We start from the raw sequence: 24,159 nt of genomic DNA on the forward strand, positions 1-24,159 counted from the left end.
CCCGCCCCACGACGTCGGCGCGTGGCGCTCAGCCCTCGGCCGGGGCGATGCCCACCGGGCAGGAGACGCCCGTGCCGCCGATGCCGCAGTACCCGCCGGGGTTCTTGTCCAGATACTGCTGGTGGTAGCCCTCGGCCGGGTAGAAGGGGCGGTCGGCGGCGGGCAGGATCTCGGTGGTGATGTCGCCGTGGCCCGCCGCGGCGAGGACCTTGCGGTACGCCTCCCGCGACGCCTCGGCCTCGGCCTGCTGCGCGGGGGAGTGGGTGTGGATCGCCGAACGGTACTGCGTGCCGCGGTCGTTGCCCTGCCGGAAGCCCTGAGTGGGGTCGTGCGACTCCCAGAAGAGCCGGAGCAGCTCGGCGTGGGTCACGACGGCCGGGTCGTACACCACGCGCACCGCCTCGGTGTGCCCGGTCTGGCCGGAACACGCCTCCTCGTACGTCGGATGGGGCGTGTGGCCGCCCTGGTAGCCGACGAGCGTGGTCCACACGCCCTCGCGCTGCCAGAAGACGCGCTCGGCGCCCCAGAAGCAGCCCATGGCGAAGTCGGCGATCTCCAGGCCCTGCGGGTACGGACCGAGCAGCGGATTGCCGAGCACGGTGTGCCGCTCGGGCACGGTGAAGGCGGGTTCGGGCCGCCCCGCCAGTGCCTCGTCCGGCTCCGGCAGGCGGTTCTTGAAGGGGTTGAAGAACATCGGGACTCCCCGGTCGGCGGATTGTTCGGCTGCGCGCGGTGCACCGGCCGCTCGGTCGACCGGCCTCGTACCGGCCCGGTCTCGTACCGGCCCGGTCTTGTGCCCGACCGGTCTTGCGCCGGCACCGGTCTCGCGGTGGATCGGCCGGCGCGGTGGCCGGGGTGCTCAGTGGCCGGGCGGAGTGCTGGGGGCGTTCCCGCCCTCGCTCTCGTACCCGGCGACCGCCAGCGCGCGGTAGGCGGCGTACTCCCCGGTCGGGTTCTCGCTGTTCACCCAGGGCACCGCACCCACATAACCATCGACAATCCGCAAAGCTTCCATCGCCTCCTGGTACCGCTCGGCGCGCACCAGGAAGCAGACCAGCAGATGCAGCACGTGCGGGCGCACCGGGTGATCGTCGGCGACGCTCTCGACGGCGAACTCGGCTGCCTCGATGGCGTCCTCGATGGTCTTGGACTGGTACATGCTGCGCACCAGGTTCGCGTCCGGCAGGTGCTCGTAGACCGCGAAGAGCGGCAGCGCGGGCAGCAGGCTGCCGGCCGGCGCGGCACCGGCGGCGCTCTGCGCGAAGCCGTACGCCTCCTCGCGGGAGCCGTGCCACTTCTCCGACCAGTACGGCAGCGCGGCCAGGTGCGCGCCCATGTGGTCCCGCGAGCGCCGGGTGACCTGGTGCCACAGCGATTCGAAGTCGGCCTTGCGGTAGCTCAGCGAGCGGGCGACGAACAGCTCGGTGATGTAGGGCGTCGGGTCCTCCGCGCTCAGCGCCGCGGCCTCGTGGGCGACGTTGCGCGCCTCCTCCAGCACGATGCGGTGGTCGGCCGAACCGGGGTCGGCGAGCGCCTGCCAGACCAGGAACTGCGCGTACACCTGCGCGCCGCCGGGGTCCTGCGGCTGCTCGGAGCGCCAGTGCCGCAGCCAGCGGGCGTCCGCGGTCCTGGCCTCCTTGCTGAACGAGACGCCCTCGAGGCCCGCCGCGGACGAGTCGTCCACCGGGCCGCCCTCCGCGCGCGCCTGGCGCAGCTCCATCGCCGCGGCACCGGCCAGCGACTGCACCCGCTGCCACCGCAGCTCCCAGTCGCCGCTGCCCGAGGTGAGCGCGAGCAGCTGGGCCGCGGGCCGCCAGTCCTGCGTCCGCCGCACCTCGGCCAGCGCGTCGACCAGCTCGGGGTCTGGCCCCGGCAGCCGTACGTCCAGCCGGTCGGCGGGCACGAATCCGTAGCTGTGCCGGTCGTTCGACCTGATCATGCCCTGTTCGGCGTCCTTCACCGCCCTGCGGCGGCGCATCATCGGGACGAGGAAGAGGCCGACGACGGCCCCGACGAGGATGAGGGTCAGCAGGAACTCCATGTGTACACCGTACGGCGCATTAGGCTCGTCCCATGAGCCACCAGCACTTCGAGACTCTCGCCATCCACGCGGGGCAGGAGCCGGACGCCGCCACCGGAGCCGTCGTCCCGCCCATCTACCAGGTGTCCACCTACAAGCAGGACGGAGTGGGAGGGCTGCGCGGCGGTTACGAGTACAGCCGCTCCGCCAACCCCACCAGAAGCGCGCTGGAGGAGAACCTCGCAGCGCTGGAGGGCGGCCGGCGCGGCCTCGCCTTCGCCTCCGGCCTCGCGGCCGAGGACTGCCTGCTGCGGACCCTGCTGGTGCCCGGTGACCACGTGGTCATCCCGAACGACGCGTACGGCGGCACGTTCCGGCTCTTCGCCAAGGTGGCGGAGCGGTGGGGCGTGCAGTGGTCGGTGGCCGACACCTCCGACGCCGACGCGGTACGGGCGGCGCTCACCGACCGCACGAAGGTCGTGTGGGTCGAGACCCCGAGCAACCCGCTGCTGGGCATCACCGACATCGAGCAGGTCGCGGCCGTCGCCCGCGGGGCCGGTGCGCGGCTGGTCGTGGACAACACCTTCGCCAGCCCCTACCTCCAGCAGCCGCTGGCGCTGGGCGCCGACATCGTCGTCCACTCGACGACCAAGTACATGGGCGGCCACTCCGACGTCGTCGGTGGCGCACTGGTGACCTCCGACGCCGCGCTCGGCGAGGAACTCGCCTTCCACCAGAACGCGATGGGCGCCATCGCCGGCCCGTTCGACTCCTGGCTGGTGATGCGCGGCGTCAAGACCCTCGCCGTGCGCATGGACCGGCACAGCGCCAACGCCGAGCGCGTGGCGGAGATGCTGGCCGGCCACCCGAAGGTCGCCTCGGTCGCCTACCCGGGCCTGCCGAGCCACCCGGGGCACGAGGTCGCCGCGAAGCAGATGAAGGCGTTCGGCGGCATGGTCTCCTTCCGCCTCGCCGCTGGCGAGGAGGCCGCGGTCGAGGTCTGCAACCGGACCGAACTCTTCACCCTGGGCGAGTCGTTGGGCGGCGTGGAGTCGCTGATCGAGCACCCGGGCCGGATGACCCACGCGTCCGTCGTGGGCTCCGCGCTGGAGGTCCCCGGCGACCTGGTGCGGCTCTCGGTCGGCATCGAGTCCGTCGACGACCTCCTGGAGGACCTGCGCACCGCTCTCGGCTGATCCGGTGGCGCGGCCGGCCGAGCCGATCGGCGCCGGCCGCGCACGCCGGCACCGGGAGCACCGGCACCGGGAGCACCGGGGCCGGGAGCACCGGGGCCGACTGCCGTCCGTGCGACGGGAGTCGGCCCCTTTCGTGTGTTTCGCCTGTTCCGCGCGCCGGCCGGGTCACCGCGCGGGGGAGTGCCGCGGGCGAACGGCTCCGCCAACACCCCGCCCGTCGCCGGGCGTTCACCACCGTTCCCCGCCGACCGGTCCTGCCGAGCACTGCCGGCCCACGCCCCTGCCGACCGCCTCTGTCCGTCCCCCGGCCGTCACCAGCCGATGCCGGGCGGGGGTGCGGGCGCCGCGGGCTCGTGCTGCCAGGGCCGGTTGTGCACGGCCCACACGGTGAACAGCGCCACCGCCAACAGCGCCGCGGCCAGCGCCAGTCGACGCGTCAGACGCCGACGCCGCAGCAGCCGTCCGCCGCGCACCGTCGCCTCCTCGACGAGGCCCGGGGGCACGTACGGGTGCGGTCCGTCCAGCAGCTGCCGGACTCCTCGTTCTCTTCGGTCGGCCATCGTCGCGGCCGTCAGCCGTGCGCCCGGACGGGATGTCTGCCGAACCGCGCGACGGCGAGCGGGTGCATCGTCTCCAGGGCGCGCTCGTGCACCGCGGCGACCCGCTCCTCGGAGAGGCCGAGCATCGCCGCGACCTGCTCCTGCGGAACGTCCTCGAAGAGGCGCAGCACCAGTACGACGCGTTCGTGCGGTGCGAGCGGGCCGAGGGTGCCGCCGCGCGAGCGCCGGTGGCGGTGGGCGGTGTGGCTGAAGCGGTCGACCAGCTCGCGTCTGGTCCTGTCGTACGGGTCCTCCTGGCGCAGCGAGTCCCAGGCGGCGTATGTGCGGGCCATCGCGTGCAGCAGCAACTTCCGGGCGGCGGGCAGGAGTTCGGGGTCAGTGGCGCGATACGCGGGGCCCGTTCCCGAGTCGGACGAGTGCGAGTCGAACGAGTCCGCGGTGTCCGAGTCCGAGCGGTCCGAGTCCGCGGTGTCCGAGTCCGAGGGGTGCGAGTCGGGCGGGTGCGTGTCCGTCGAGCGCCGGTGCGGTGGGGCCGTGCCGAACGGCTCGGTGGTCAGCAGGGCGCCCAGATGCAGCAGCCGTCCCGCCGCTCCTGCGACGAACGTGCCGAACTCCGCCGTGCGGCGCTCCTGGGCGGCTCCCCGGTCCCCCATGGATCAAGTAGGCGCTGTGCCGGGGGCCCGGTCAAGGGGCGTGCCGCAACCCGGGGGCGCGGGCGCCCGGCGCGGGCGCGCGGCGGCCGGCCGGCGGGAGGGGCCGGTGTGGGTCGGTTCCCGGCGCGCTGCTGGAGGGCCGTACGCCGGGCCCGGTGGTTGTGCGGGTCTCAGGAGGCGGAGCCGTCGCGAGGACCGAAGGGCGCGTGCACCTCGGCGAGACCGCGGTTGAAGCGGGTCAGCAGACCGCAGAACACCTCACGCTCCTCGGGGGTCCACTCCTTGGTGAGCAGAGCCATCAAGTCCCGTCGGGAGGCGCGCACTTCGGACAGCCGGTGGGCGCCGCGCGGCGAGAGCTCCAGCACGACGGCGCGACCGTCGGCCGGGTGCGAAGTGCGCTTGACGAGACCGGAGTCGACCAGCGGGGCGACCTGGCGGGTGACGGTGGAGGAGTCGATCCCCATGGCGGCGGCGAGTGCCTTCACACCGGTGGGGCCGTCCTGCTCCAGCCTGTTGAGCAGCAGATAGGCGGCACGGTCCATGGAGTTGCGCGCCTGGCCCACTCCGCCGAGCCGGGTCTGCTCGGCCCGACGTGCGAACAGCGCGACCTGATGCTGTATCGATTCGAGCAAGTCGGAGCCGCGGCCCGGGTGTTCGGCCGCCTCGGCGCCCGGCTCCGAGCTGTGCGCGGTGCTCTGCTCCTGCGGGGCAACGCCGTTCGGCTCCTGTGGAGCGACGGCGTCAGTGGTCGTCAAATCAGGGTAAGTGGGCATGTGCGGGAAGCTCACTTCTTTGATGTACGGGAAGGTGGACGGATTGAGGGTGGGCCACAGAGTACGCGGCTTGTCGCTGTCTCGTACCGTGGCTTTTGTAATGACGTTCGCAGGTTGGGCGGCGTGCACAGTTCGCTGCCACACTGGGCTCCATGCGGCCCAGCGCGTCCGGTCTGACTCTCGACGCCGTGACCAGCGCCGACAAGGCGTTGGGCGGTGTGGCGCGCACTACCGCGATGGAGGGCTCCCGCCACCTCGGTGAGCTCGTTTCGGCTCCTGTACACCTCAAATGCGAGAACCTGCAACGCACCGGTTCCTTCAAGATCCGCGGGGCATACGTGCGTATCGCCGGGCTTTCGCCGGCCCTGCGGGCCAAGGGCGTGGTGGCCGCGAGCGCGGGCAACCACGCACAGGGCGTCGCGCTCGCCGCCCGCCTGCTGGGGGTGCGTTCCACGGTCTTCATGCCGCTCGGCGCCCCGCTGCCCAAACTGGCGGCCACCAGGGAGTACGGCGCCGACGTACGGCTGCGGGGCCAGACGGTGGAGGACGCGCTGCACGCCGCGGGGGAGTTCGCCGAGACCACCGGAGCGGTGTTCATCCACCCCTTCGACCATCCGGACATCGTCGCCGGACAGGGCACCGTGGGCCTGGAGATCCTGGCGCAGTGCCCCGAGGTCCGGACGATCCTCGTCGCGGTGGGCGGCGGCGGGCTGCTGGCCGGAATCGCGCTGGCGGTGAGCGAACTGCGTCCCGACGTACGGGTGGTGGGAGTGCAGGCCGAGGGCTCGGCGGCGTTCCCGGCGTCGCTGGCGGCGGGCCGTCCGCTCGCGCTGGACGCGCCGTCGACCATGGCCGACGGAATCCGGGTCGGCAGGCCGGGCGACGTGCCGTTCCGGATCGTCCGGGACCGCGTCGACCGGGTGGTCACGGTCGCCGAGGAGACGCTCTCGCGCGCGTTGCTGCTCTGTCTGGAACGGGCGAAACTGCTGGTGGAGCCCGCGGGAGCCAGCACCGTGGCGGCGCTCCTGGAGTCCCCGGACGCCTTCGAGGGGCCGGTGGTCGCGGTGCTCTCCGGCGGCAACGTCGATCCGCTGCTGCTCCAGCGGGTGCTGCGGCACGGCATGGCGGCGGCCGGACGCTATCTGTCGCTGCGGTTGCGGCTGCCCGACCGGCCCGGAGCGCTCGCCTCACTGCTCGGCGAGTTGTCGGCCCTCGACGTCAACGTCCTGGATGTGGGGCATGTCCGTACAGATCCGCGTCTCGGGCTCTCCGAAGTGGAGGTGGATTTGCAGTTGGAGACAGAAGGAGCCGACCACCGGACGCGGGTGCGGGCCGCCCTCCGCGACGCCGGCTGGGTCGTCACGGAGTGAGGAACGGGCCGTCGCGGCGGTGTGGACCGCGCGCGTGCGCGAGTGCGTGCGCCGTTCAAGGGGTGTTGGGAGATTCCACATGGCAGGAGCCATCCACGCCGAGGGTCTGGTGAAGTCCTTCGGCGACGTGCGGGCGCTGGACGGCGTCGACCTCGATGTGCCCGAGGGGACGGTCTACGGCCTGCTCGGGCCGAACGGCGCGGGCAAGACCACCGCCGTGCGCGTACTGACCACGCTGCTGCGGCCCGACCGCGGCTCGGCGACCGTCGCCGGCATCGACGTGCTGCGCCGCCCCAACGAGGTGCGGCGCAACATCGGCCTCTCCGGGCAGTTCGCCGCCGTCGACGAGTATCTGACCGGACGCGAGAACCTGCGGATGGTCGGGCAGCTCTACCAGCTCTCCGCACGCGATGCGAAGGCCCGCGCGGCGGAGCTGCTGGAGCGCTTCCATCTCGCCGAGGCCGCCGACCGCACCGCCAGGACGTACTCCGGGGGCATGCGCCGCCGGCTGGACCTGGCCGCGGCGCTCGTGGTGAGCCCGCCGGTGATGTTCATGGACGAGCCCACCACCGGCCTCGACCCGCGCAACAGGCAGGGGCTGTGGGACGTCATCCAGGAACTGGTCGCCGGCGGCACCACGCTTCTGCTGACCACCCAGTACCTGGAGGAGGCCGACCGGCTCGCGCACGCGATCTGCGTCATCGACCACGGGCGGGTCATCGCCCGCGGCACCTCCGACGAGCTGAAGGCGCAGGTCGGCGGGGAACGGGTGGAGGTCGTCGTGCGCGAGCAGGCGCAGCTGCACACCGCCCGGGAGGCGCTCGCCGCACACCGCCGGGGGGAGAGCGAGGTCTCGACCGACCCGCACACCCGCCGGCTGACCGTCCCCGTCGAGGGCGGCGCCAGGCTGCTGGCCGAGGTGATCCGGGACCTGGACGCGCGCGGTATCGGCATCGACGACATCGGGCTGCGGCGCCCGACCCTGGACGACGTCTTCATCTCGCTGACCGGCCACGCGGCCGAGCAGGAGGAAGCCGGCGGAGCGCGGCAGGAGCGCGCCGCGGGCGGGCCCGCAGGTGCGAGCCGGGCCGGGGGCGAGCGGAGAGAGGTGTCCGAATGAGTACGCACAGCAGCGGAAGCCCCGTAACCGGTGGAAGCCCCGCTCCCGGCGGCCGGCTCGCCAGGACTCCCGTGTCCGGCGGCGGCGGGCTGCGGCAGGCGGTCGGCGACTCCCTGATCGTCGCCAGGCGCAACCTGATCCGCATGGTCCGCATCCCGGAGGTGCTGATCTTCGGCCTGGTCCAGCCGGTCATGTTCGTGGTGCTCTTCAGCTACGTCTTCGGCGGCTCGATCAGCGTCCCGGGCTTCGGTCTGGACGCGGCCGGCTACCGCGAGTACCTGATGGCGGGCATCTTCGCGCAGACCGTCACCTTCGCCACCGCGGGCGCCGGCGCGGGTATCGCCGAGGACATGCACAAGGGGCTGATCGACCGCTTCCGGTCGCTGCCGATGACCAGGGGCGCGGTGCTGACCGGCCGAACCCTGGCCGACGCGGTCCAGACGGGACTGACGCTGGTGGTGCTCGCCGTGGTGGCGGCGCTGGTCGGCTGGCGCTTCCACGAGGGCGTGCCGAAGGCGCTGCTCGCCTTCGCGCTGCTGCTGCTCCTCGGCTACGCCTTCACCTGGATCGGCGCGCTGATCGGTCTGATCGTGCGTACACCGGAGGCGGCGACCTCGGGCGGGTTGATCTGGCTCTTCCCGCTGACGTTCATCTCGGTGGCCTTCGTGCCCTCGGAGAACATGCCGTCCTTCCTGGCGCACATCGCCGAGTGGAACCCCTTCAGCGCGACGGTGATGGCCTGCCGCGAGCTCTTCGGCAACCTCGGTCCCGGCTACCAGGCGCCGGGCGCCTGGCCGATGCAGCATCCGGTGCTGGCGTCGGCGCTGTACTCGGTGCTGATCATCGCCGTCTTCCGGACTCTGGCGGTGCGCAAGTACCGCTCCGCGGCGGTCTGAGGCGGCGGTCTGAGACGGCGCACACCACGCGGCCGGGCCCGGCCCGGCGAGGCGGCCTCGTCAACCCTCCCTGCGCGAGGGCCGGTTGACGGCGCCGCCCGTCCACTCCCGCGCGAAGAGCGACCCCCGACGCCGTGTGCGTCGGGGGTCGTCGCTCCTCGCGGAGGGGGCGGACGGGGGCCGGCGCGGATTCCGCGACCGGCCGGGGCGCCGCGCGGGCGTCAGCCGGTGAAGGGCTTCGCCTCGAGGATGCGCACGGCGGCGAGCTTGCCGTTGGGCAGCTCGTACTCCGCGTCGTCGCCGACCTTCTTGCCGTTCACGCCCCTGCCGAGGGGCGACTGAGGCGAGTACGTCTCCACCTCGGAGCTCGCGTACTCGCGCGAGCCGAGGAGGAACTTCAGGGTGTCGTCCGGGTCGCCGTCGAAGGCGATGGTGACGACCATGCCGGGCTCGACGACGCCGTCGTCGGGCGGGGTCTCGCCGACCTTCGCACGCTCCAGGAGCTGCTGGAGCTGGCGGATCCGCAGCTCCTGCTTGCCCTGCTCCTCCTTGGCGGCGTGGTAGCCGCCGTTCTCCCGCAGGTCGCCCTCTTCCCGAGCTGCCTCGATCTTCTTGGCGATCTCGGTACGTGCGGGACCCGACAGATCATCCAGCTCGGCCTTGAGCTGGTTGTACGCCTCCTGGGTGAGCCAGGTGACGTTGTCGCTGGTCTGGGTCACAGCTGCTCCTTGCGAGTACTCGGGATATAAAGCAACGCCCTGCCCTGAAGGTTGCTGCTGTCCAGGGCGGGCGAAACATCGAGCTTAACAATTACCGCGTGAAACGGAAGAAGGGGCTGCGGGAAGTGTCGGTCCGGTGACCGTCAGTTGCCCTGCGCCGGTCGGCAGCCGATCAGTTGGGCGGAGGAGGCGCGGGCGGTCGTGCGCAGCGAGACGACCTCGTCGACACGGGTCTCGCGCTGCTCGAAGGTGAAGTCCTTGCGGCCCACCTCGCCCTTGTCCTCCGCCAGTGCCCGGACGGTGCACACGCCGGTCAGGTCCCGGTCCTTGTGGACCTCCAGCTGGGCCTGGACCTCCTCGTCCGAGATCACCTTGAACTTGATCAACTCGGCGTTCACGTCGCTGCCCTTGGAGATGTGTCCGAAACCGATCCATCCGATCAGGGCGAGTGCGGCGGCTCCCAGACAGGCTCCGACGATCTTCAACCGCCGGTCGGTGCGCTCCTCGTCGGCGGCAGAGCGCCCGTACCGCCCGGCGGGCAGCGGGACTTGTGGCTCTGCCATGGTCACTTCCTCGGCGGTGGTGCGGCGGGTGCGGCTCGCGGTGCCCGAGCAGCGGGGTGCGAAGTGTCGGTGGGATGCCGGAATATGTCCGTGCACTCGCTAGTCACTATAGAAGCCGTCTCCCGCGACACGTTACCGAGGACTGCCTTGACTGAATCGACCGAGCAGCTGCGCATGATGGCCGTGCACGCCCACCCAGACGACGAGTCGTCCAAGGGTGCCGCGACCATGGCCAAGTACGTCTCCGAGGGGGTGGACGTGCTGGTGGCCACCTGCACCGGTGGTGAGCGCGGCTCCATCCTCAACCCCAAGCTCCAGGGCGACGCCTACATCGAAGCCCACATCCACGAGGTCCGACGCAAGGAGATGGAGGAGGCCAGGGAGATCCTGGGCGTCAAGCAGTCCTGGCTCGGCTTCGTCGACTCCGGCCTGCCCGAGGGCGACCCGCTGCCGCCGCTCCCCGAGGGCTGCTTCGCCCTCCAGGACGTGGACGAGGCCGCGGGCGAACTGGTCCGGCTCATCCGCGAGTTCAGACCGCACGTGATCACCACGTACGACGAGAACGGCGGGTATCCGCACCCCGACCACATCATGACGTACAAGATCAGCGCGGTCGCCTTCGACGCAGCCGGCGACCCCGAGCGGTACCCGGAGGCCGGCGAGCCCTGGACCCCGCTCAAGCTCTACTACAACCAGGGCTTCAACCGCCCCCGCACCCAGGCGCTGCACGACGCCCTGCTGGAGCGCGGCCTGGAGTCGCCGTACGAGGAGTGGCTCAAGCGCTGGGACGAGTTCCAGCGCAAGGAGCGCGAGCTGACCACCTACGTCCCCTGCGCCGACTTCTTCCCCGTGCGCGACCGTGCGCTGATCGCGCACGCCACGCAGATCGACCCCGAGGGCGGCTGGTTCCGGGTGCCGATGGAGGTCCAGCAGGAGGTGTGGCCCACTGAGGAGTACGAGCTCGCGCAGTCGCGGGTCGAGACCTCCCTCCCCGAGTCCGACCTCTTCGCGGGCATCCGGGACACTTGAGCACATGAGTACGTCTGTGCCCCTGGGTCATGAGTCGGATCTGTCGTCGCTGCTGCTCCTCGCGGACAAGCTCGACGAGAGCAAGGTGACGCCCGGTGTCCTGGGCTTCCTGGTCTTCGCGGTGATGGGTCTCGCGGTGTGGGCGCTGATGCGTTCCATGACACGGCGGATGGACGCCGTTCAGGGCAAGCGCTTCGACGAGCCCGCCGCCGCGTCCTCCGCTACGCCGGGCCGCGGCGCGGACGCCGGGCCCGGCGCCTCCGCCGCGGCGCGCGAGGGCGGGAGCGCGCCCCGGGGCGACGGCGACCGGAGCGGTCCGAGCGGAAGCTGAACGACGACACGGCCGGAGAGTCCGGGAAGGACCCTCCGGCCGTGCGGTGTGCCCGGCGTACGCGGTGCGCCGGGCGCCTGCGCTTGTGCCGGGCGCCTGCGTGTGCGGCCGGCCGCGTGCGCCGGGCGCCTGCGCTTGTGCCGGGTGCGTGCGCCGGCGCGTGCGCGTGTGGCGGGCCGTCCTCAGCCGAGGACGGCCACCACGTCGCGGGACTGCCGGCTCGGCACCATGCCGAGCTGCCACGCCTGCCAGCCCGCCTCCAGCTCGATGCCCCGCTCCAGCATCAGCGTGTACGCCTCCGTGCTGTCGTGGAGCGAGGCGTCCCGGCTCTGGTGGTCCTCCCGCAGCAGGGTCGCCAGCTCCTCCTGCGCGACCGCGACACCGACCACCGAGCCGCCCGGCGAGGCGAACGGCAGCAGGGTGCAGCGCAGGAATCGCGCCCAGTCCGCGCCCCTGCGGTCCGCGGGCTGGGGGGCCTCCTCGCCGTCCTCCGCCTGGCCGGTGGTGAACAGCCGCAGCGCCTCGTCGGAGAGCGCCAGCGCCGGGCTGAACTTGCCGTTCCCGGCCTCGATGATGGCCAGCTCCAGACACGACCAGGCCTCGCCGTGGGCGTCGCCCACGCGCTGGAAGTCGGCTTTGGCGTCCTGGAGCAGCTGTCGGGCGAAGCCGCTGTTGTGCAGGGTCCCGGCACGCGCCGCGCGCTGGTCCCGGCTGACCCGGCCCAGGTTGTGCCGGGCGCAGGCCAGCCCGTACACGTCCCGCATCCGGCTGAAACTCGACCGGGCGCGCTCCAGCTCCTGAACGGCGCTGTCCCGGTCCCCGGACTCCTCCAGCGCGAGGCCGAGGTAGTACAGCGACCACGCCTCGCCGCGCACGTCCTCGCTCTCCCGGTGCCGGGCGAGCGCGGCGTGCAGCTCCTCCACGGCCTCGCTGACGTCGCCGCCGTACAGCTGGAGCCGGGCCAGCTGGGTCTGCGCCCACGCCTGGCCGCGGCCGTCCTGGGTGCGGCGGTAGTCCTCGAGCGCCTGGTGCAGCTCGGTGTACGCCTCCTGGAGATCACCGCTGCGCAGCAGCGTCTGGCCGAGCTGGAAGTGCGCCCACGCCTGGCCGTGCAGGGACTCGTTCTCCTCGTGCAGGCCGAGCGCGCGTTGCAGCAGGTCCAGAGCCTCGTCCACCCGTCCCCGGTCGCGCTGGACCGCTCCGAGCGCGTGCAGGGTCCAGGCCCGGTCGCCGCGCAGCGTCTCGCCGGTCTGCAACTCCAGCGCCTGCCGCAACTTGGCCGCGGCCTCCCGCAGTTGGCCCTGGTGGTGCAGGGTGATGCCCAGCTCGCGCAGGGTCCGCGCCGCTCCCGCCGGGTGCTCGGCCTCCATGTAGAGGTTGACGACCGAGGCCAGTGTGGTGTGCGCGTGGTCCAGCTCGCCGAGCTGACGGGCGGCGACACCGGTGCGCCACTGCACCGAGCGGGTCAGCAGCCCGCGGTCGACGGCCTGGGTGAGGTCGTTGAGCTCGCCGAGCCGGTAGAGGTCGCCGCGCAGCAGGCAGTAGTCGCACAGCGCGCCGAGCAGATGCAGTACGGCGGACTGGTCGACGCTCTCGTCGGCGTGCCGCAGCGCCGCGGTGATGAAGCTCGACTCGTGGTCCAGCCAACGCAGCGCCGATTCGAGGGACTTGAAGCCGTGGCCGCCGAACTCCCCGGCCCGGGTGGAGGTCTTGCCGTCCACCATCCGGATCACCGTGTCGGCCAGCTCCGCGTACGAGCGGATCAGCCGCTCCTGCGCAGCGCCCCGGTCCTCCGCGGGCTCCTCGTCCAGGAGCCGTTCCAGTGCGAAGTGCCGCACCTGGCCGTGGAGTCGGAAGCGAGTGCTGCGCACCCGCTGGATCAGTCCCGCCGCGGCGAGCGTCTCCAGCTGGCGCATGGCCTGGCGTTCGTCGGTGGACAGCAGCGCCGCCGCTGCCGCCGCGCCCAGGCTCGCCCGTCCGGCCAGCGCGAGCCTGCGCAGCAACCGCCGGCCGGATTCGCTCTGGTCGGCGTAGCGCAGCGCCATGGCGCGCTGGACCGGGTCCAGCGCCGCGTCCGGCCCGTACGCCTGCAACTCGTCCGCCAGCTGGGCCGCGGTGCGCTCCCCGACCAGCGCGGAGCCGGCCAGGTGGAGCGCCAGCGGCAGCCCGCCGCACAGCTCCGAGATCCGCTCCAGGGCGTCGGCGTCGTACGGGTCGTCGACCGTGGAGTCGCCGCCGGTCGCCTCCGCGGCGGACTGCGAGGCGGCGCGCAGCACCTCCTCGGAACCTGCCGAGTCCAGCGCCCCGACCTCCATGTGGTGCACCCAGGCGGTGAGTTCCTCGGGCAGCTCGATCCGGTCGGGGCTGCTGACCAGCACCAGGCTGTCGGAACGCTCCGGCACCAGACTCGCCACCTGCTCGGCGTCGCTGACCTCCTCCAGCACGATGGTGACCGGCACCCCGGTCAGGGTGCGCTGGAACAGGTCGTGCAGCCGGCGCAGCTGTGCCTCGCCGGCTCCCTCCCGGGCCGAACTGCCGCGGAAGAGCAGCTGCTCCCTGGGAGCGCCGAGCCGGTTCAGCAGGTGCAGCAGCGCGTCGCGGGTGGAGAGCTGGTTGCCCTCGCGGGTGTCGCCGCGCATGTCCACCACGCAGGCGCCCCGGAACTGGTCGCGCAGCTCGTGCGCCGCACGGACCGCCAGGTTGTTGCGCCCCGAGCCGGCCGGTCCGTGCAGCACCACCACGGTCGGCCGGGTCTGCGGACTGGCCCGCGCCTGGTGCACCCACTGGGCGATCTGGCTCAGCGACTCCTTGCGGCCGGCGAACACGCCCTGCGGCACCCGCAGATGACGGAAGGAGTCCTCCAGCTGGCTGCGCCGCTTCGCCTCGCCGCTGCGGTCCCGGCCGCGGATCTTCGGCTGCTGGCGGGCGGGCCCGGGCCCGCCGGCGCCGCTGCGCTGCTTGGGCAGGGCGCGCGGTGCGACCATCCGCTGCTGCTCCAGGTACGGGCGGATGCCGCGCACGTCGAGCGCGGTGATCCAGGCGAGCTGCAACTGGGCGACGCCGCCCGGCTGATGACGCGCGCCCGCACCGCGCTGGGCGGACCACATGTGTGCGATCAGCGCCTGCCCGACCGCGCCGAGGGCGCCGAACGCCGCCACCACCGCTCCCGCGCCCATGGCGTCCGTGAAGCCGTGGTCGCGATCGAAGAGCAGGATCGCCACGAAGGCCGCGAAGAGCGCGCCGATGGCCGGGCCGAGCGCCTTGGCCGTGAAGCGCTCGGAGAGATGCCGGGGGCCGGTGGCGTCGAGGGCCTTGAGGTAGGCGGCGTACTCCTCCTGCGCCCGGTCCGTCATCTCGGGCAGCGAGGCGCGCGCCCTGGCGTAGAGCACCTTGCCGTCCGTCGTTCCGCCCGAGCGCCGGACCTCCTCCTCCACGGCCTGGGCGAGCAGCCGTTCGACTTCAGCGCGGTCAGTGTCTCTCAGCTTGTTGGCCCCCGACATGCGTACCTCTCTGTAGACCTGATGGGGGCAAGTCTTCCGCTTTACGGCCACGACCGACACCCCGCGCGTCGTGGTTGTGGGGTGGGTTGGGGGAGTTGGTCGCGTATGTGCACGGAACGGGTGACACTCAACTCGCCTTCCTGTGCGCGGACTTGGGCACATTTGGCGCCGGGAGGTGCCGGGAGGCGGTGGGCGGCGCGGTGCGGCGCGGGCCGGAAGCGTTCGAAGTGTGCGCGACCGGCCCGGTGTTGACGTCGGCGCGCGGTCAGCGCCGGCGCGCCCGGACGAGGGCCCACCACAGCAGCCCCGCGGTGAGCGCGCCGAACCACAGCAGGGCGTACGGGTGCGGCAGCAGCGGATGTGCGGGCGTGGCGAACAGCAGCAGTACGAGCGGCGCGCGGCAGTGCCACAGCAGCACGTTCAACGCGCCGGTGTTGCCCATCGCGGTGTCGGTGCCGATCAGCAGGTGCGTGGGCATCTGCCCGCGGTACGCGCCCGCCACCGCCGCCGCCGTACAGGCCGGTACGGCGGCGAGCAGCGCGAGCGTCGAGGGGTGCGGCCCGGTCGTCACGGCCAGCAGTGCGGTGCCCGCCGCCACCGCCAGTCCCAGCACCGCGATCGGCAGCAGGGCGTGCCGCAGGGCCAGTCGGCTGCGCGGCCAGGGGAGCTGGCCGCAGCGCGCCGGGTCGGCGCCGTCGAGCTCCGCGCCGACCGCCGCTCTGCCGGCCGCGCGGCAGAGCAGCGCGAGGGCCGACGCCGTTGCCAGTACCCGCAGTTCGTCGGAGGTCTCGGCGGCGAACCGGGCCGACGCGGTGGCGGCCAGCGCCCACAGGAGAGCGCCGGTCATCCGCCCGGGGGCCCGGAGCAGCGCCAGCAGATCGCGCCAGGGCACCAGCAGCCAACGGGCACGCGGTGGGGCCGGCCGCCATCGCACGGGCGCACGGCGGTGCACCCCGGAGGTCAGGCGCCGCGCCCCGCCGAGGTCGAAGGAGTAGAGGGCGGCGGTGACCTGGTGCGCCTGTCTGCTCTGGAGCCGCAGCACGCGGGCGGGTGTGCGCGGTGCGTCGCGCAGCGCCCAGCCGCCCAGCAGCGCCAGGGTGGCGCCGCTCAGCAGCACACCGGCCGCCGCCGTCCACCAGGCCACCGCGCCGCCGAACTGTCCGGCCGCGGCGACGAGCGGCAGCGCTGGCCAGGCCCAGGGCCCGGACCACACCAGCAGCGTCGCGGGCCAGTCCGGCCCTCCGGGGGCGAGCTGTGCCCAGGCGACCAGACCGGCCGCCGCCGCGAGCAGCACGGCGCCCGCGCGCCACAGCGTGAACTCCCGTGCCCCGGCTCGGGTCAGACGCTGCTGACGGCGCTGGACCCACACCCGTACCGCGGTGCAGAGCAGCCCCGTCACAGCGCCCCACCACAACCCTGCCGACGTCGTCGCCCACCAGGGCGTCGCCGTCGCGGCCTGGAGCGCGAAGCCCGTCATCGCGCCGAGCGCCGCGCCGCCGGAACCGGCGATCAGCGCGGCCCGCCGCAGCACCGGAAGCAGCAACCGCGCCCGGACGATCGGGTGCGGCAGCAGCCAGGCCGCGTCGGGCCGGCTCAGCAGGACCGGTCCGCGCCAGCACGCCGAGCGTGCTCCGGACAGCAGCACCAGCGCCGTCACCACCACGGCGAGCGACGGCAGTACGGCGAGCGTGCGTTCGGCGAACGGCCCCCGGGCGGCGCCGTTGTGGGCCGCCGTCGCCGCGGCGGCGAGGTAGGGGACGGCCCAGATGGCGGTGAAGACGGCGAGGCAGTAGACGACGTAGAGCGTGCTGCGGGCGTCCTGGCGGCGTTGTCCGCGGCGCAGCACGCGCAGATAGGCGAGGGCGAACTCGCTGCTGTCGACGGCGGGTCGGGGGTCGGTGTCCGGCAGCGCGCCGACCGACCCTGTGGCGGTGGCGGTGGCGGTGGTGTCGGCGGTGTCGGTGGCGCTGGCGCTGGCGGTGGCGCGGGCGGTGTGCGGGCCGGGATCGGCGGTGACGTGCGGGTCGGCGTCCGGGGCGGGCGGGGGCGCGACGGGTCGGTCGGTCATGGTGCGGGGTCCGTCGCTGCGTCGCCGTGACCGCGGCGGTGCCGGTCGCTGCCGGGGTCGGTGCCGCTGTCGGGCTCGGAGCCGCTGTCGGGGTCGGAGCCCGGACCGGTGGAGTCGAGGCGGCCGTCGTGCAGGGTGTGTGTCGCGTCCGCGGCCCGTTCGGCCAACTCGGGATCGTGGGTGGCGAGCAGGATCGCGCAGCCGCGTGCTTTGGCCGCGCGCAACCGGGCGGCCAGCTCCGCGCGTGCGTCCCCGTGCAGCCGCTGCTCGGGCTCGTCCAGGATCAGCAGCCGGTACGGGCGTACCGCCACGGTCGCGAGCGCCATCAACTGTCGCTGCCCCGAGGAGAGTTCGTCGGGCAGGGCGTCGGTGTGGCCGCTGAGGCGGTGCGCCTCCAGCGCGGAGTCGACCAGGTCCCGGGCCCGGTCGTCGGCGCCGTGGGCGAGCGCGACCAGCATCAGATGCTCGTGGACGGTGAGATCCGGGTAACAGGCCGCCTGGTCGAGTACCGTCGCGATCTCGGCACGCCGGTCGGCGTCGTCCTCGTCGACCGGCGCGCCGTTCAGCAGCGCGCTGCCCGCGCTCGGCTCCTCGCGTCCCGCCGCGATCCGCAGCAGCGTCGACTTGCCGGAGCCGTTCTCGCCCGTCAGCGCCACACAGCGTCCCGCCGCCACGTCGAGGCTGACCCCCGCCAGTACGCGTCGTGCGCCGTAGTGCTGCTCGATCCGGTCGAGTCGCAGCATCTCCCCACCCCGTCGTCTCTCGTTCGCCCGCCGTCCGGAAGCAAGGACGCGCGGGGCACGTCCGGCAGTTGATCTTCCGGCGCGAATCGCAGCCCCGCCCGCTCGCCGTGTACGCGCCCGCCGCCGGCGGTCAGTCCGCGGGCTCGTCCAGCCGGGCGGCCAGACGTTTGGGGGCGGCCAACCGGTAACCCTCGGTGAGCAGTTCGGCGATCTCGTCCCACGGCGGCTCACGGTCCAGATGGACGCCGACCCAGCCCTTGGGGCCGAGGTAGGGCGGTTTGAAGAACCGGTCGGAGTCGGAGGCGATCAGCTCCTGCTGCTCCTCCGCGGTGGACTTGATCCAGACGTCCGGCCCCTCGTGGTCCGCGTGGATCGCGAAGGTACGGTCGCGCACCTTGAAGCTCGGGTGGTGCACGGTGGTGCCCTCGTGGGCCTCGGGGAGGGCCAGGCAGCACTCGCGCAGCCGCTCCAGCGGGTCCCGCCGGTCGTCGGTGTCCATGGCGTCCAGCCTAGGGCGGAACCGGCGCGGCACGGTCGCCCGCGGCGTACGGGCGGCGGCGGGGGTACGCGCACGGGTCCCGGGGTACCCGCCGCGTCCGCCGAGGTCCGGCGGCGGGCCGTTGGTGGGCCGGCGGTGGGCCGTCGCGTGGTGCGCGGCCGGTCGCGGAGCCGCCTCGCGGGTCGGGAATACGTCGCGGGGAGGGTATGTTGTGGGTGGTAGTTGAAGCATCAACAACATGGAAGGGGTGACCGTCGTGCAGCTCGGCATCTTCACCGTCGGCGATGTGACCACCGACCCGACCACGGGCCGTACGCCCACCGAGGCCGAGCGGATCAAGGCCATGGTGGCCATCGCGCGCAAGGCCGAGGAGGTCGGTCTCGACGTCTTCGCCACCGGCGAGCACCACAACCCGCCGTTCGTGCCGTCGTCGCCCACCACGATGCTCGGCTACATCGCCGCCTCGACCGAGCGGCTGATCCTCTCCACCTCCACGACGCTCATCACCACCAACGACCCGGTGAAGATCGCCGAGGACTACGCGATGCTCCAGCATCTGGCCGACGGCCGCGTCGACCTCATGATGGGCCGCGGCAACACCGGGCCGGTCTACCCGTGGTTCGGACAGGACATCCGGCAGGGCATCCCGCTGGCGATCGAGAACTACGCGCTGCTGAGACAGTTGTGGCGGGAGGACGTCGTGGACTGGGAGGGCAGGTTCCGCACCCCGCTCCAGGGCTTCACCTCCACGCCCCGCCCGCTGGACGGTCTGCCGCCGTTCGTCTGGCACGGCTCGATCCGCAGCCCGGAGATCGCCGAGCAGGCCGCGTACTACGGGGACGGCTTCTTCGCCAACAACATCTTCTGGCCGAAGGACCACTTCAAGCGGCTGATCGACCTCTACCGGCGGCGCTTCGCGAGCTACGGCCACGGCACGCCCGAGCAGGCCGTGGTCGGACTGGGCGGCCAGGCGTTCATCCGGCGCAACTCCCAGGACGCGGTGAGGGAGTTCAGGCCGTACTTCGACAACGCGCCGGTGTACGGACACGGGCCGTCGCTGGAGGAGTTCACCGAGCAGACGCCCCTGACCGTCGGCAGCCCGCAGGAGGTCATCGACAAGACGCTGACCTTCCGCGAGAGCTTCGGCGACTACCAGCGCCAGCTCTTCCTGATGGACCACGCGGGCCTCCCGCTGAAGACCGTGCTGGAGCAGCTGGACCTGCTCGGCGAGGAGGTCGTGCCGGTGCTGCGCGAGGAGTTTGCCAAGGGACGCCCCGCCGAGGTGCCGGACGGCCCGACCCACGCCGCTCGCCTGGCGCAGGTCACCGCCACCGCGGGTGCCTGACCGCGCGGACGGACGGGCGCTCCCGTCGGGGGCCGCCCGTCCGCCGCCCGCTCCCAGCCCCGCCCCTGTTCCCGCCGCCGCTTCCCGTTCGCTCTCCGGAGAGGAGCCCACCATGGAGCCCGTCACCCTCACCGTCGTCAGTGCCGGCCTCGGCAAGCCGTCCTCCACCAGGCTGCTCGCCGACCGCCTCACCGAGTCGGTGGTGCGCCGACTCGACACCGAGACGGGGGAGTTGGCGCCCGCGCACACCCAACCCGGCGCGGACGCGAGCCGGGTGCGGGTGCACGTCGTCGAACTCCGCGATCTGGCAACGGAGATCGCCCACCACCTGGTCACCGGTTTTCCCGGCCCCGCGCTCCGCGAGGCGCTGGAGAGCGTCGAGCGGGCGGACGCGCTGATCGCCGTGACGCCGATCTTCGCCGCCTCCTACAGCGGACTGTTCAAGTCCTTCTTCGACGTCCTGGACCGCGAGGCGCTGGACGGCACACCCGTACTGCTGGGCGCCACCGGCGGTACGGCGCGCCATTCGCTGGCGCTGGAGTACGCGCTGCGTCCGCTCTTCGCGCATCTGCGCGCCGCACCGGTGCCGACGGCGGTCTTCGCCGCCTCCGAGGACTGGGCCGGCGGGGACGCGCGCACCGCCGACCTGCCGTCCCGAATCGACCGTGCGGCAGGGGAGTTGGCCGCGCTCGTCGGTGCCGCTCCGGCGGCCGGGAAGCCGCGGAGCGAGGGCGCTGAGCACGAGGAGGTCGTGCCCTTCGCCGACCAACTGGCCGCGCTCGGCGTCCGGTAGGACGCGTCCGGGCGGTCACGGCCGTCCGGACCCCGATGGCCGCGTCCCGAACACGCCCTGAGCGGCGGCGTGTTCGGGACGCTTCCTCGTGCGTGCCGGGAGGCGGTGCGTGTGCGCCGGTGTGCGGCGGGAGGCCCGGTGCGGGGCGGGGAGTGCGCGGCCGGCGCGGGCGTCACGCCTCGGCGGCGAGTTCGGCGCGGACCGCCGCCAGCAGCTCTTCGCGGTGGACCGGGGCGCCGGGCAGTGGCGGTGCGTCCGGTCGGGCCCGCAGGCCCTCGATCACCACCTCCACGAACCTCTCCACGAGGCGGTTGCCTATCGCCTCCGGCATGCGCGGCACCGGGCGGGCCACCGCCGAGAGCATCATCTGCAACTCGACCAGCGTCACGTCGGTCCGCAGGTGCCCGGCCTGCTGGGCGCGTTCGAAGATGCCGGAGGCCACCGCGTAGCGCTTCTCCGCGAGGGCGAGCAGCTCGGTGTCGTCCTCGACGATCGGAACGAGGTGTCGGGCGAGCGTGGGGATCAGCAGGCCGAAACGCAGCCGCGCCAGCGACCGTACGAACAGCTCCCACGCCTGCACGGCGCTCGCCTCGCGGGAGGCGCCGGTCGCGCGGGCGAGCCGGACGAGGCGGGCCGTACGGAGCACGCCGGCCGCGGCGAGGGCGCCGACCGCGACACGGGCGCCGACCGCGGCGAGGGTGCGGGGCGCGGTGGCGGCGCGGGGCGTACGGGCGGGCGGGTCGTGGGCGTCGCCGTCGCCATGACCTGCCTCATCACGCTGATGCTGCTCGCCTTCGCGCTGCCCGCCACGCACAGCGGGCCCGACCATCTGAAGACCGGTGTGCTGCGTTCCCAGGCCGCCGCGCTGCCGTCCGGACCGGAGGCGCGGGGCGGCGGTCCGCGGCCCGAGCTCGTGCAGTACGAGAGCCCGGCCGACCTGCGTCGGGCGGTGCGGGACCGCGAGATCAGCGGCGGGTTCGTCGTCGGCAGGCAGGCCGTCACCGTCTACACGGCCACCGCCGGCGGACCGCCCGCGGCCAACGCGGTGCGCGCGATGGGCGAGGCGATCGCCGGGCAGGCCCAACTGGACGTCGACGTCACTGACTTGGCCCCCTTCCCGTCGGACGACCCGCAGGGCACCGGGCTCAGCGCCGCGGCACTGCCGATGATCCTCGGCGGCATCATCCCCGCGGTCGGCTTCCTCCAGCTCTTCCCCGGCAGGCGCAGAGTCGGTCTGCGGCTGGTGGGTGCCGGGCTCTTCTCGCTGTTCGCCGGTTTCGCCGTCGCCACCGTGCTGTCCCGGGTGACCGGCACCCTGGACGGTCCGCTGGTGCCGGAGGCCCTGGGGCTGGCGCTCGGCATGGCGGCCCTGTCGTACACCTTCCTCGGTCTGCACGCCGTGCTCGGCATGGCGGGCCTGGGCGCCGGCGTCGGCACGATGATGCTCCTGGGCAACCCGCTCTCCGGGCTCGCCACCGGGGACGACTGGCTGCCCGGCGGCTGGGCCACGCTCGGCCAGCTCCTGCCGCCCGGTGCCTCCGGCAGCCTGCTGCGCGGCACCGCCTACTTCGACGGAGCGGGTACGACCGCACCGCTGCTGGTGCTCGTCGGCTGGGTGCTGCTCGGACTGACGCTCGCCCTCGTCGCCAACCTCCTGCCGCGCAGGGGGAGTTCGCGGCCCGCCTGACCGCACCCCGCCGCCCCCGGCCGCCCCGCGCCCGCGTACGGACCTGCACCGGGGTACGGCCCCGGCGCCCGCGCACGGACCCGGCGCCGGGGCCGTCCCCGGCGGGCCTGCGTCCGCGCCCCGCCGGGCGCTCGTCCGCGCCCCGCCGGTCGCGGACGATGCCGACCGGCCCAAGTAGCCTCGTCGCCATGCTGCTTGCCGCCACCGAACGCGCCCTCGCGCACCGTCTCGCACTCGTCCAGTCCGACGGGCGCACGCCGTCCGTCGTCGCCGCCGTCGTACGGGACGGGCGGACCGTCTGGAGCGGCGCACGGAGCAGCGCCGGCCCCGTACCGCACCCGGGCCCGGAGACGCCCGGCCCCGCCGCCACCGGCCCCGAGTGCGACCCCGAGCCGGGCCCCGGAACCCAGTACCGGATCGGCTCCCTGACCAAGGCGCTGGTCGCGGTGGTCGTCCTGCGGCTGCGCGACGAGGGCCTCATCGACCTCGCCGACCCGCTGGAGCGCCATCTGCCCGGCACTCAGGCCCCCACCGCGACGATCGCCCAACTCCTCGCGCACACCGCCGCCGTGCCCGCCGAGCCGCGCGGTCCCTGGTGGGAGCGGACCCCCGGCGAACTGCGTCCGGACCTCGGCGATCTGCTCGACGGTGAGCCCCGGCCGCTGCCGCCCGGACGTCGCCACCACTACAGCAACCCCGGCTACGCCTACCTCGGGGCGCTCGTCGAACGGCTGCGCGGTGAGGGCTGGTTCGAGGCGCTGCGCCGCGAGGTGCTGGAGCCGCTCGGCATGCGGAACACCACTTTGCTGCCCCGCGCCCCGCACGTGCGGGGCTGGGCCGTCGCGCCCTGGGCGGACGTCCTGCTGGAGGAGCCGCTCGCCGACACGGGCACCATGGCGCCGGCCGGTCAGCTCTGGTCCACCACCGACGATCTGGCCCGCTTCGCCGCCTTCCTCGCGGGTGACGGCGGCCGGGACGTACTGTCCGCCGACACCCTCGTCGAGCTGCGCACCCCCAACTCCCCGCCCGCGCACGACAACTGGGACGCGAGCCACGGGCTCGGCGTGCAACTGCTGCGCACACCACCGGGCTGGCCGGGTACGGAACAGGCGTCGCGCGCGCTCGTCGGCCACAGCGGTTCGATGCCCGGCTTCCTGGCCTGTCTGCTGGTCGACCCGCAGGAGCGGGTCGGTGCCGTGGTGCTCACCAACGCCACCTCGGGGCCCGCGGTGATGGCGGCCGGCAGCGATCTGATCCGCATCGTGCTGGAGCACGAGCCCCGCTTCCCGGAGCCGTGGCGTCCGCTGTCCGCGGCGGACGCCGATCCGGAGCTGGTCGCCCTCACCGGTCCCTGGTACTGGGGCGCCGCCCCGTTCGTACTGCGCCTGCGGCCGGGTCGCGCGCTGGAGCTGGGGCCGCTCTCCGGGCCGGGCCGCCGGACCCGGCTGAGCCCCGAGGAGGACGGCACCTGGCGCGGTCTGGACGGGTACTTCGCGGGCGAGACCCTGCGGCTGTGCCGCGCGCCCGACGGCAGCGTGAGCCACCTGGATCTGGCCACCTTCGTCTTCACCCGCAAGCCCTACGACCCCGACGCACCCGTCCCCGGCGGCAGTCGCGGCTGGACGGACTGACCGGGAGGCGGGCGCGGCGGCGCCGGGCGCGAACGCCCGCCCAGTCGTGCGCCCGCCGCCCGGCGAGCGCCTCGACGAGAGGAGACGCACCCGATGGCCACACCCGAGCCGCGCCCGGCCGAGGTGGAACCGCTGCACGAGGTCGGCTCGCCGCCGGCCGCGCGCCGGGCGGAGCTGTCGATCGTCGCGGTGGTCTCGCTCGGCGGGGCGCTGGGCGCCTGCGCGCGGTACGGCGTCGGAGTGCTCCTGCCGACCGCCGACGGCGCGTTCCCCTGGACGACCCTGGGAGTGAACGCCGTCGGCTGCGCGGCGATCGGCGTGCTCATGGTGCTGGTCACCGAACTGCGGTCCGTACACCCGCTGGTGCGGCCGTTCCTCGGCACCGGGGTGCTCGGCGGGTTCACGACCTTCTCCGCCTACGCCGCCGACATCCACCATCTCTTCGACGAGGGCCGGGCCCGCACCGCGTACGCCTACCTCGTCCTCACGCTGCTCGCGGCACTCGCCGCCGTGACGATCGCCCTCAGGCTCACCCGCCGCCTCGTCCGGCGACGTGCGCGGCGCAAGGCGTCGGCGGACCGTCCGGCGCGCGGGACGCGGCGAGGTGCCGCCCGGAGACGCGCCCGCGCAGCCGCACGATCCAGGAGGACCCGATGACGACCC

Annotated in this window: 23 protein-coding genes; 11 read left to right on the plus strand and 12 right to left on the minus strand. The window is 73.6% G+C overall.

Annotated features, from left to right (window positions below):
• Positions 1 to 28: 28 nt before the first annotated feature.
• Positions 29 to 694 carry a peptide-methionine (S)-S-oxide reductase MsrA gene (gene msrA, locus MTQ01_RS06540; RefSeq protein ID WP_247487351.1) on the minus strand — a complete coding sequence of 222 codons (666 nt, stop codon included), beginning with the start codon at positions 692 to 694 and terminating at the stop codon, positions 29 to 31.
• Positions 695 to 859: 165 nt separating this feature from the next.
• Positions 860 to 2,041, minus strand: a complete 1,182-nt coding sequence (locus tag MTQ01_RS06545; RefSeq protein WP_247487352.1) for a hypothetical protein — start codon at positions 2,039 to 2,041, stop codon at positions 860 to 862.
• A gap of 32 nt (positions 2,042 to 2,073) precedes the next feature.
• Here MTQ01_RS06545 and MTQ01_RS06550 point away from each other — a divergent pair, with 32 nt between their 5' ends.
• A complete protein-coding gene (locus MTQ01_RS06550) occupies positions 2,074 to 3,216 on the plus strand; it encodes a cystathionine gamma-synthase (protein WP_247487354.1) in 1,143 nt (380 codons plus the stop codon).
• Between the two features lie 311 nt (positions 3,217 to 3,527).
• On the opposite strand, the gene MTQ01_RS06555 is transcribed toward MTQ01_RS06550, so the two are convergent.
• From MTQ01_RS06555 to MTQ01_RS06565, 3 genes are all read right to left on the minus strand, one after another.
• Complete coding sequence (locus MTQ01_RS06555; protein ID WP_247487356.1) at positions 3,528 to 3,776, minus strand: hypothetical protein; 249 nt, start codon at positions 3,774 to 3,776, stop codon at positions 3,528 to 3,530.
• 11 nt (positions 3,777 to 3,787) lie between these two features.
• A complete protein-coding gene (locus tag MTQ01_RS06560) occupies positions 3,788 to 4,429 on the minus strand; it encodes a sigma factor-like helix-turn-helix DNA-binding protein (protein ID WP_247487358.1) in 642 nt (213 codons plus the stop codon).
• Positions 4,430 to 4,599: 170 nt separating this feature from the next.
• Positions 4,600 to 5,202 carry a MarR family winged helix-turn-helix transcriptional regulator gene (locus MTQ01_RS06565; protein ID WP_247487360.1) on the minus strand — a complete coding sequence of 201 codons (603 nt, stop codon included), beginning with the start codon at positions 5,200 to 5,202 and terminating at the stop codon, positions 4,600 to 4,602.
• Between the two features lie 152 nt (positions 5,203 to 5,354).
• Here MTQ01_RS06565 and ilvA point away from each other — a divergent pair, with 152 nt between their 5' ends.
• The 3 genes from ilvA to MTQ01_RS06580 all read left to right on the plus strand — a co-directional run bounded on the left by ilvA (position 5,355) and on the right by MTQ01_RS06580 (position 8,588).
• Complete coding sequence (gene ilvA, locus MTQ01_RS06570; RefSeq protein ID WP_247487361.1) at positions 5,355 to 6,572, plus strand: threonine ammonia-lyase; 1,218 nt, start codon at positions 5,355 to 5,357, stop codon at positions 6,570 to 6,572.
• Between the two features lie 79 nt (positions 6,573 to 6,651).
• On the plus strand, positions 6,652 to 7,692 hold the full coding sequence (locus MTQ01_RS06575; protein ID WP_247487363.1) for an ATP-binding cassette domain-containing protein: 1,041 nt from the start codon (positions 6,652 to 6,654) through the stop codon (positions 7,690 to 7,692).
• Positions 7,689 to 8,588, plus strand: coding sequence for an ABC transporter permease (locus MTQ01_RS06580; RefSeq protein WP_247487365.1), 900 nt, complete (start codon positions 7,689 to 7,691; stop codon positions 8,586 to 8,588). The genes MTQ01_RS06575 and MTQ01_RS06580 overlap by 4 nt, the downstream gene beginning before the upstream one ends.
• A 221-nt stretch (positions 8,589 to 8,809) precedes the next feature.
• Here the strand turns inward: MTQ01_RS06580 and greA are convergent, their stop codons facing one another.
• Together greA and MTQ01_RS06590 are read right to left on the minus strand one after the other, a co-directional pair.
• Positions 8,810 to 9,307, minus strand: a complete 498-nt coding sequence (gene greA / locus MTQ01_RS06585) for a transcription elongation factor GreA (protein ID WP_247487367.1) — start codon at positions 9,305 to 9,307, stop codon at positions 8,810 to 8,812.
• Between the two features lie 143 nt (positions 9,308 to 9,450).
• Positions 9,451 to 9,870 carry a DUF4307 domain-containing protein gene (locus tag MTQ01_RS06590; RefSeq protein WP_247487370.1) on the minus strand — a complete coding sequence of 140 codons (420 nt, stop codon included), beginning with the start codon at positions 9,868 to 9,870 and terminating at the stop codon, positions 9,451 to 9,453.
• Between the two features lie 177 nt (positions 9,871 to 10,047).
• Between MTQ01_RS06590 and mca the strand changes: the two genes are divergently transcribed.
• Complete coding sequence (gene mca / locus MTQ01_RS06595) at positions 10,048 to 10,899, plus strand: mycothiol conjugate amidase Mca (RefSeq protein ID WP_247487795.1); 852 nt, start codon at positions 10,048 to 10,050, stop codon at positions 10,897 to 10,899.
• 4 nt (positions 10,900 to 10,903) lie between these two features.
• Positions 10,904 to 11,230, plus strand: coding sequence for a hypothetical protein (locus MTQ01_RS06600; RefSeq protein ID WP_247487372.1), 327 nt, complete (start codon positions 10,904 to 10,906; stop codon positions 11,228 to 11,230).
• Positions 11,231 to 11,412: 182 nt separating this feature from the next.
• Here MTQ01_RS06600 and MTQ01_RS06605 read toward each other — a convergent pair whose 3' ends face one another.
• The 4 genes from MTQ01_RS06605 to MTQ01_RS06620 all read right to left on the minus strand — a co-directional run bounded on the left by MTQ01_RS06605 (position 11,413) and on the right by MTQ01_RS06620 (position 18,040).
• Positions 11,413 to 14,730 (minus strand): tetratricopeptide repeat protein, encoded by a 3,318-nt coding sequence (locus MTQ01_RS06605; RefSeq protein ID WP_247487373.1) that lies wholly within the window; start codon positions 14,728 to 14,730, stop codon positions 11,413 to 11,415.
• Positions 14,731 to 14,995: 265 nt separating this feature from the next.
• On the minus strand, positions 14,996 to 16,798 hold the full coding sequence (locus tag MTQ01_RS06610) for a DUF6297 family protein (RefSeq protein WP_247487375.1): 1,803 nt from the start codon (positions 16,796 to 16,798) through the stop codon (positions 14,996 to 14,998).
• The gene (locus MTQ01_RS06615) at positions 16,795 to 17,541 is read right to left on the minus strand and encodes an ABC transporter ATP-binding protein (protein WP_247487377.1); all 747 of its coding nucleotides are present in this window, start codon (positions 17,539 to 17,541) and stop codon (positions 16,795 to 16,797) included. Before MTQ01_RS06615 ends, MTQ01_RS06610 begins: the two co-directional genes overlap by 4 nt.
• Before the next feature lie 130 nt (positions 17,542 to 17,671).
• Complete coding sequence (locus tag MTQ01_RS06620; protein ID WP_247487379.1) at positions 17,672 to 18,040, minus strand: MmcQ/YjbR family DNA-binding protein; 369 nt, start codon at positions 18,038 to 18,040, stop codon at positions 17,672 to 17,674.
• 256 nt (positions 18,041 to 18,296) lie between these two features.
• Here MTQ01_RS06620 and MTQ01_RS06625 point away from each other — a divergent pair, with 256 nt between their 5' ends.
• Positions 18,297 to 19,385 (plus strand): LLM class flavin-dependent oxidoreductase, encoded by a 1,089-nt coding sequence (locus MTQ01_RS06625; protein ID WP_247487797.1) that lies wholly within the window; start codon positions 18,297 to 18,299, stop codon positions 19,383 to 19,385.
• Positions 19,386 to 19,497: 112 nt separating this feature from the next.
• The gene (locus tag MTQ01_RS06630; protein WP_247487381.1) at positions 19,498 to 20,178 is read left to right on the plus strand and encodes a CE1759 family FMN reductase; all 681 of its coding nucleotides are present in this window, start codon (positions 19,498 to 19,500) and stop codon (positions 20,176 to 20,178) included.
• Between the two features lie 172 nt (positions 20,179 to 20,350).
• Here the strand turns inward: MTQ01_RS06630 and MTQ01_RS06635 are convergent, their stop codons facing one another.
• Entirely contained in the window at positions 20,351 to 20,992 is a 642-nt protein-coding gene (locus tag MTQ01_RS06635; RefSeq protein ID WP_247487383.1) for a hypothetical protein, read from the minus strand.
• On the opposite strand from MTQ01_RS06635, the gene MTQ01_RS06640 reads away from it, so the two are divergent.
• The 3 genes from MTQ01_RS06640 to crcB all read left to right on the plus strand — a co-directional run bounded on the left by MTQ01_RS06640 (position 20,939) and on the right by crcB (position 24,153).
• Positions 20,939 to 21,865, plus strand: coding sequence for a hypothetical protein (locus MTQ01_RS06640; RefSeq protein WP_247487386.1), 927 nt, complete (start codon positions 20,939 to 20,941; stop codon positions 21,863 to 21,865). The two genes, MTQ01_RS06635 and MTQ01_RS06640, sit on opposite strands and share 54 nt — an antisense overlap.
• Before the next feature lie 188 nt (positions 21,866 to 22,053).
• Positions 22,054 to 23,496 carry a serine hydrolase gene (locus MTQ01_RS06645; RefSeq protein ID WP_247487387.1) on the plus strand — a complete coding sequence of 481 codons (1,443 nt, stop codon included), beginning with the start codon at positions 22,054 to 22,056 and terminating at the stop codon, positions 23,494 to 23,496.
• 93 nt (positions 23,497 to 23,589) lie between these two features.
• A complete protein-coding gene (crcB, locus tag MTQ01_RS06650) occupies positions 23,590 to 24,153 on the plus strand; it encodes a fluoride efflux transporter CrcB (RefSeq protein WP_247487389.1) in 564 nt (187 codons plus the stop codon).
• Positions 24,154 to 24,159: the final 6 nt, after the last annotated feature.

It is taken from the genome of Streptomyces sp. XM4193, assembly GCF_023072595.1.
GTDB lineage: Bacteria > Actinomycetota > Actinomycetes > Streptomycetales > Streptomycetaceae > Streptomyces.

Excerpts from the sequence above, each read along its gene's own strand:
- msrA (WP_247487351.1), bottom strand. The coding sequence starts at position 694 with ATGTTCTTCAACCCCTTCAAGAACCGCCTGCCGGAGCCGGACGAGGCA.
- MTQ01_RS06545 (WP_247487352.1), bottom strand. The coding sequence starts at position 2,041 with ATGGAGTTCCTGCTGACCCTCATCCTCGTCGGGGCCGTCGTCGGCCTC.
- MTQ01_RS06550 (WP_247487354.1), top strand. The coding sequence starts at position 2,074 with ATGAGCCACCAGCACTTCGAGACTCTCGCCATCCACGCGGGGCAGGAG.
- MTQ01_RS06555 (WP_247487356.1), bottom strand. The coding sequence starts at position 3,776 with ATGGCCGACCGAAGAGAACGAGGAGTCCGGCAGCTGCTGGACGGACCG.
- MTQ01_RS06560 (WP_247487358.1), bottom strand. The coding sequence starts at position 4,429 with ATGGGGGACCGGGGAGCCGCCCAGGAGCGCCGCACGGCGGAGTTCGGC.
- MTQ01_RS06565 (WP_247487360.1), bottom strand. The coding sequence starts at position 5,202 with ATGCCCACTTACCCTGATTTGACGACCACTGACGCCGTCGCTCCACAG.
- ilvA (WP_247487361.1), top strand. The coding sequence starts at position 5,355 with ATGCGGCCCAGCGCGTCCGGTCTGACTCTCGACGCCGTGACCAGCGCC.
- MTQ01_RS06575 (WP_247487363.1), top strand. The coding sequence starts at position 6,652 with ATGGCAGGAGCCATCCACGCCGAGGGTCTGGTGAAGTCCTTCGGCGAC.
- MTQ01_RS06580 (WP_247487365.1), top strand. The coding sequence starts at position 7,689 with ATGAGTACGCACAGCAGCGGAAGCCCCGTAACCGGTGGAAGCCCCGCT.
- MTQ01_RS06590 (WP_247487370.1), bottom strand. The coding sequence starts at position 9,870 with ATGGCAGAGCCACAAGTCCCGCTGCCCGCCGGGCGGTACGGGCGCTCT.
- mca (WP_247487795.1), top strand. The coding sequence starts at position 10,048 with ATGGCCGTGCACGCCCACCCAGACGACGAGTCGTCCAAGGGTGCCGCG.
- MTQ01_RS06600 (WP_247487372.1), top strand. The coding sequence starts at position 10,904 with ATGAGTACGTCTGTGCCCCTGGGTCATGAGTCGGATCTGTCGTCGCTG.
- MTQ01_RS06605 (WP_247487373.1), bottom strand. The coding sequence starts at position 14,730 with ATGTCGGGGGCCAACAAGCTGAGAGACACTGACCGCGCTGAAGTCGAA.
- MTQ01_RS06610 (WP_247487375.1), bottom strand. The coding sequence starts at position 16,798 with ATGACCGACCGACCCGTCGCGCCCCCGCCCGCCCCGGACGCCGACCCG.
- MTQ01_RS06615 (WP_247487377.1), bottom strand. The coding sequence starts at position 17,541 with ATGCTGCGACTCGACCGGATCGAGCAGCACTACGGCGCACGACGCGTA.
- MTQ01_RS06620 (WP_247487379.1), bottom strand. The coding sequence starts at position 18,040 with ATGGACACCGACGACCGGCGGGACCCGCTGGAGCGGCTGCGCGAGTGC.
- MTQ01_RS06630 (WP_247487381.1), top strand. The coding sequence starts at position 19,498 with ATGGAGCCCGTCACCCTCACCGTCGTCAGTGCCGGCCTCGGCAAGCCG.
- MTQ01_RS06640 (WP_247487386.1), top strand. The coding sequence starts at position 20,939 with ATGACCTGCCTCATCACGCTGATGCTGCTCGCCTTCGCGCTGCCCGCC.
- MTQ01_RS06645 (WP_247487387.1), top strand. The coding sequence starts at position 22,054 with ATGCTGCTTGCCGCCACCGAACGCGCCCTCGCGCACCGTCTCGCACTC.
- crcB (WP_247487389.1), top strand. The coding sequence starts at position 23,590 with ATGGCCACACCCGAGCCGCGCCCGGCCGAGGTGGAACCGCTGCACGAG.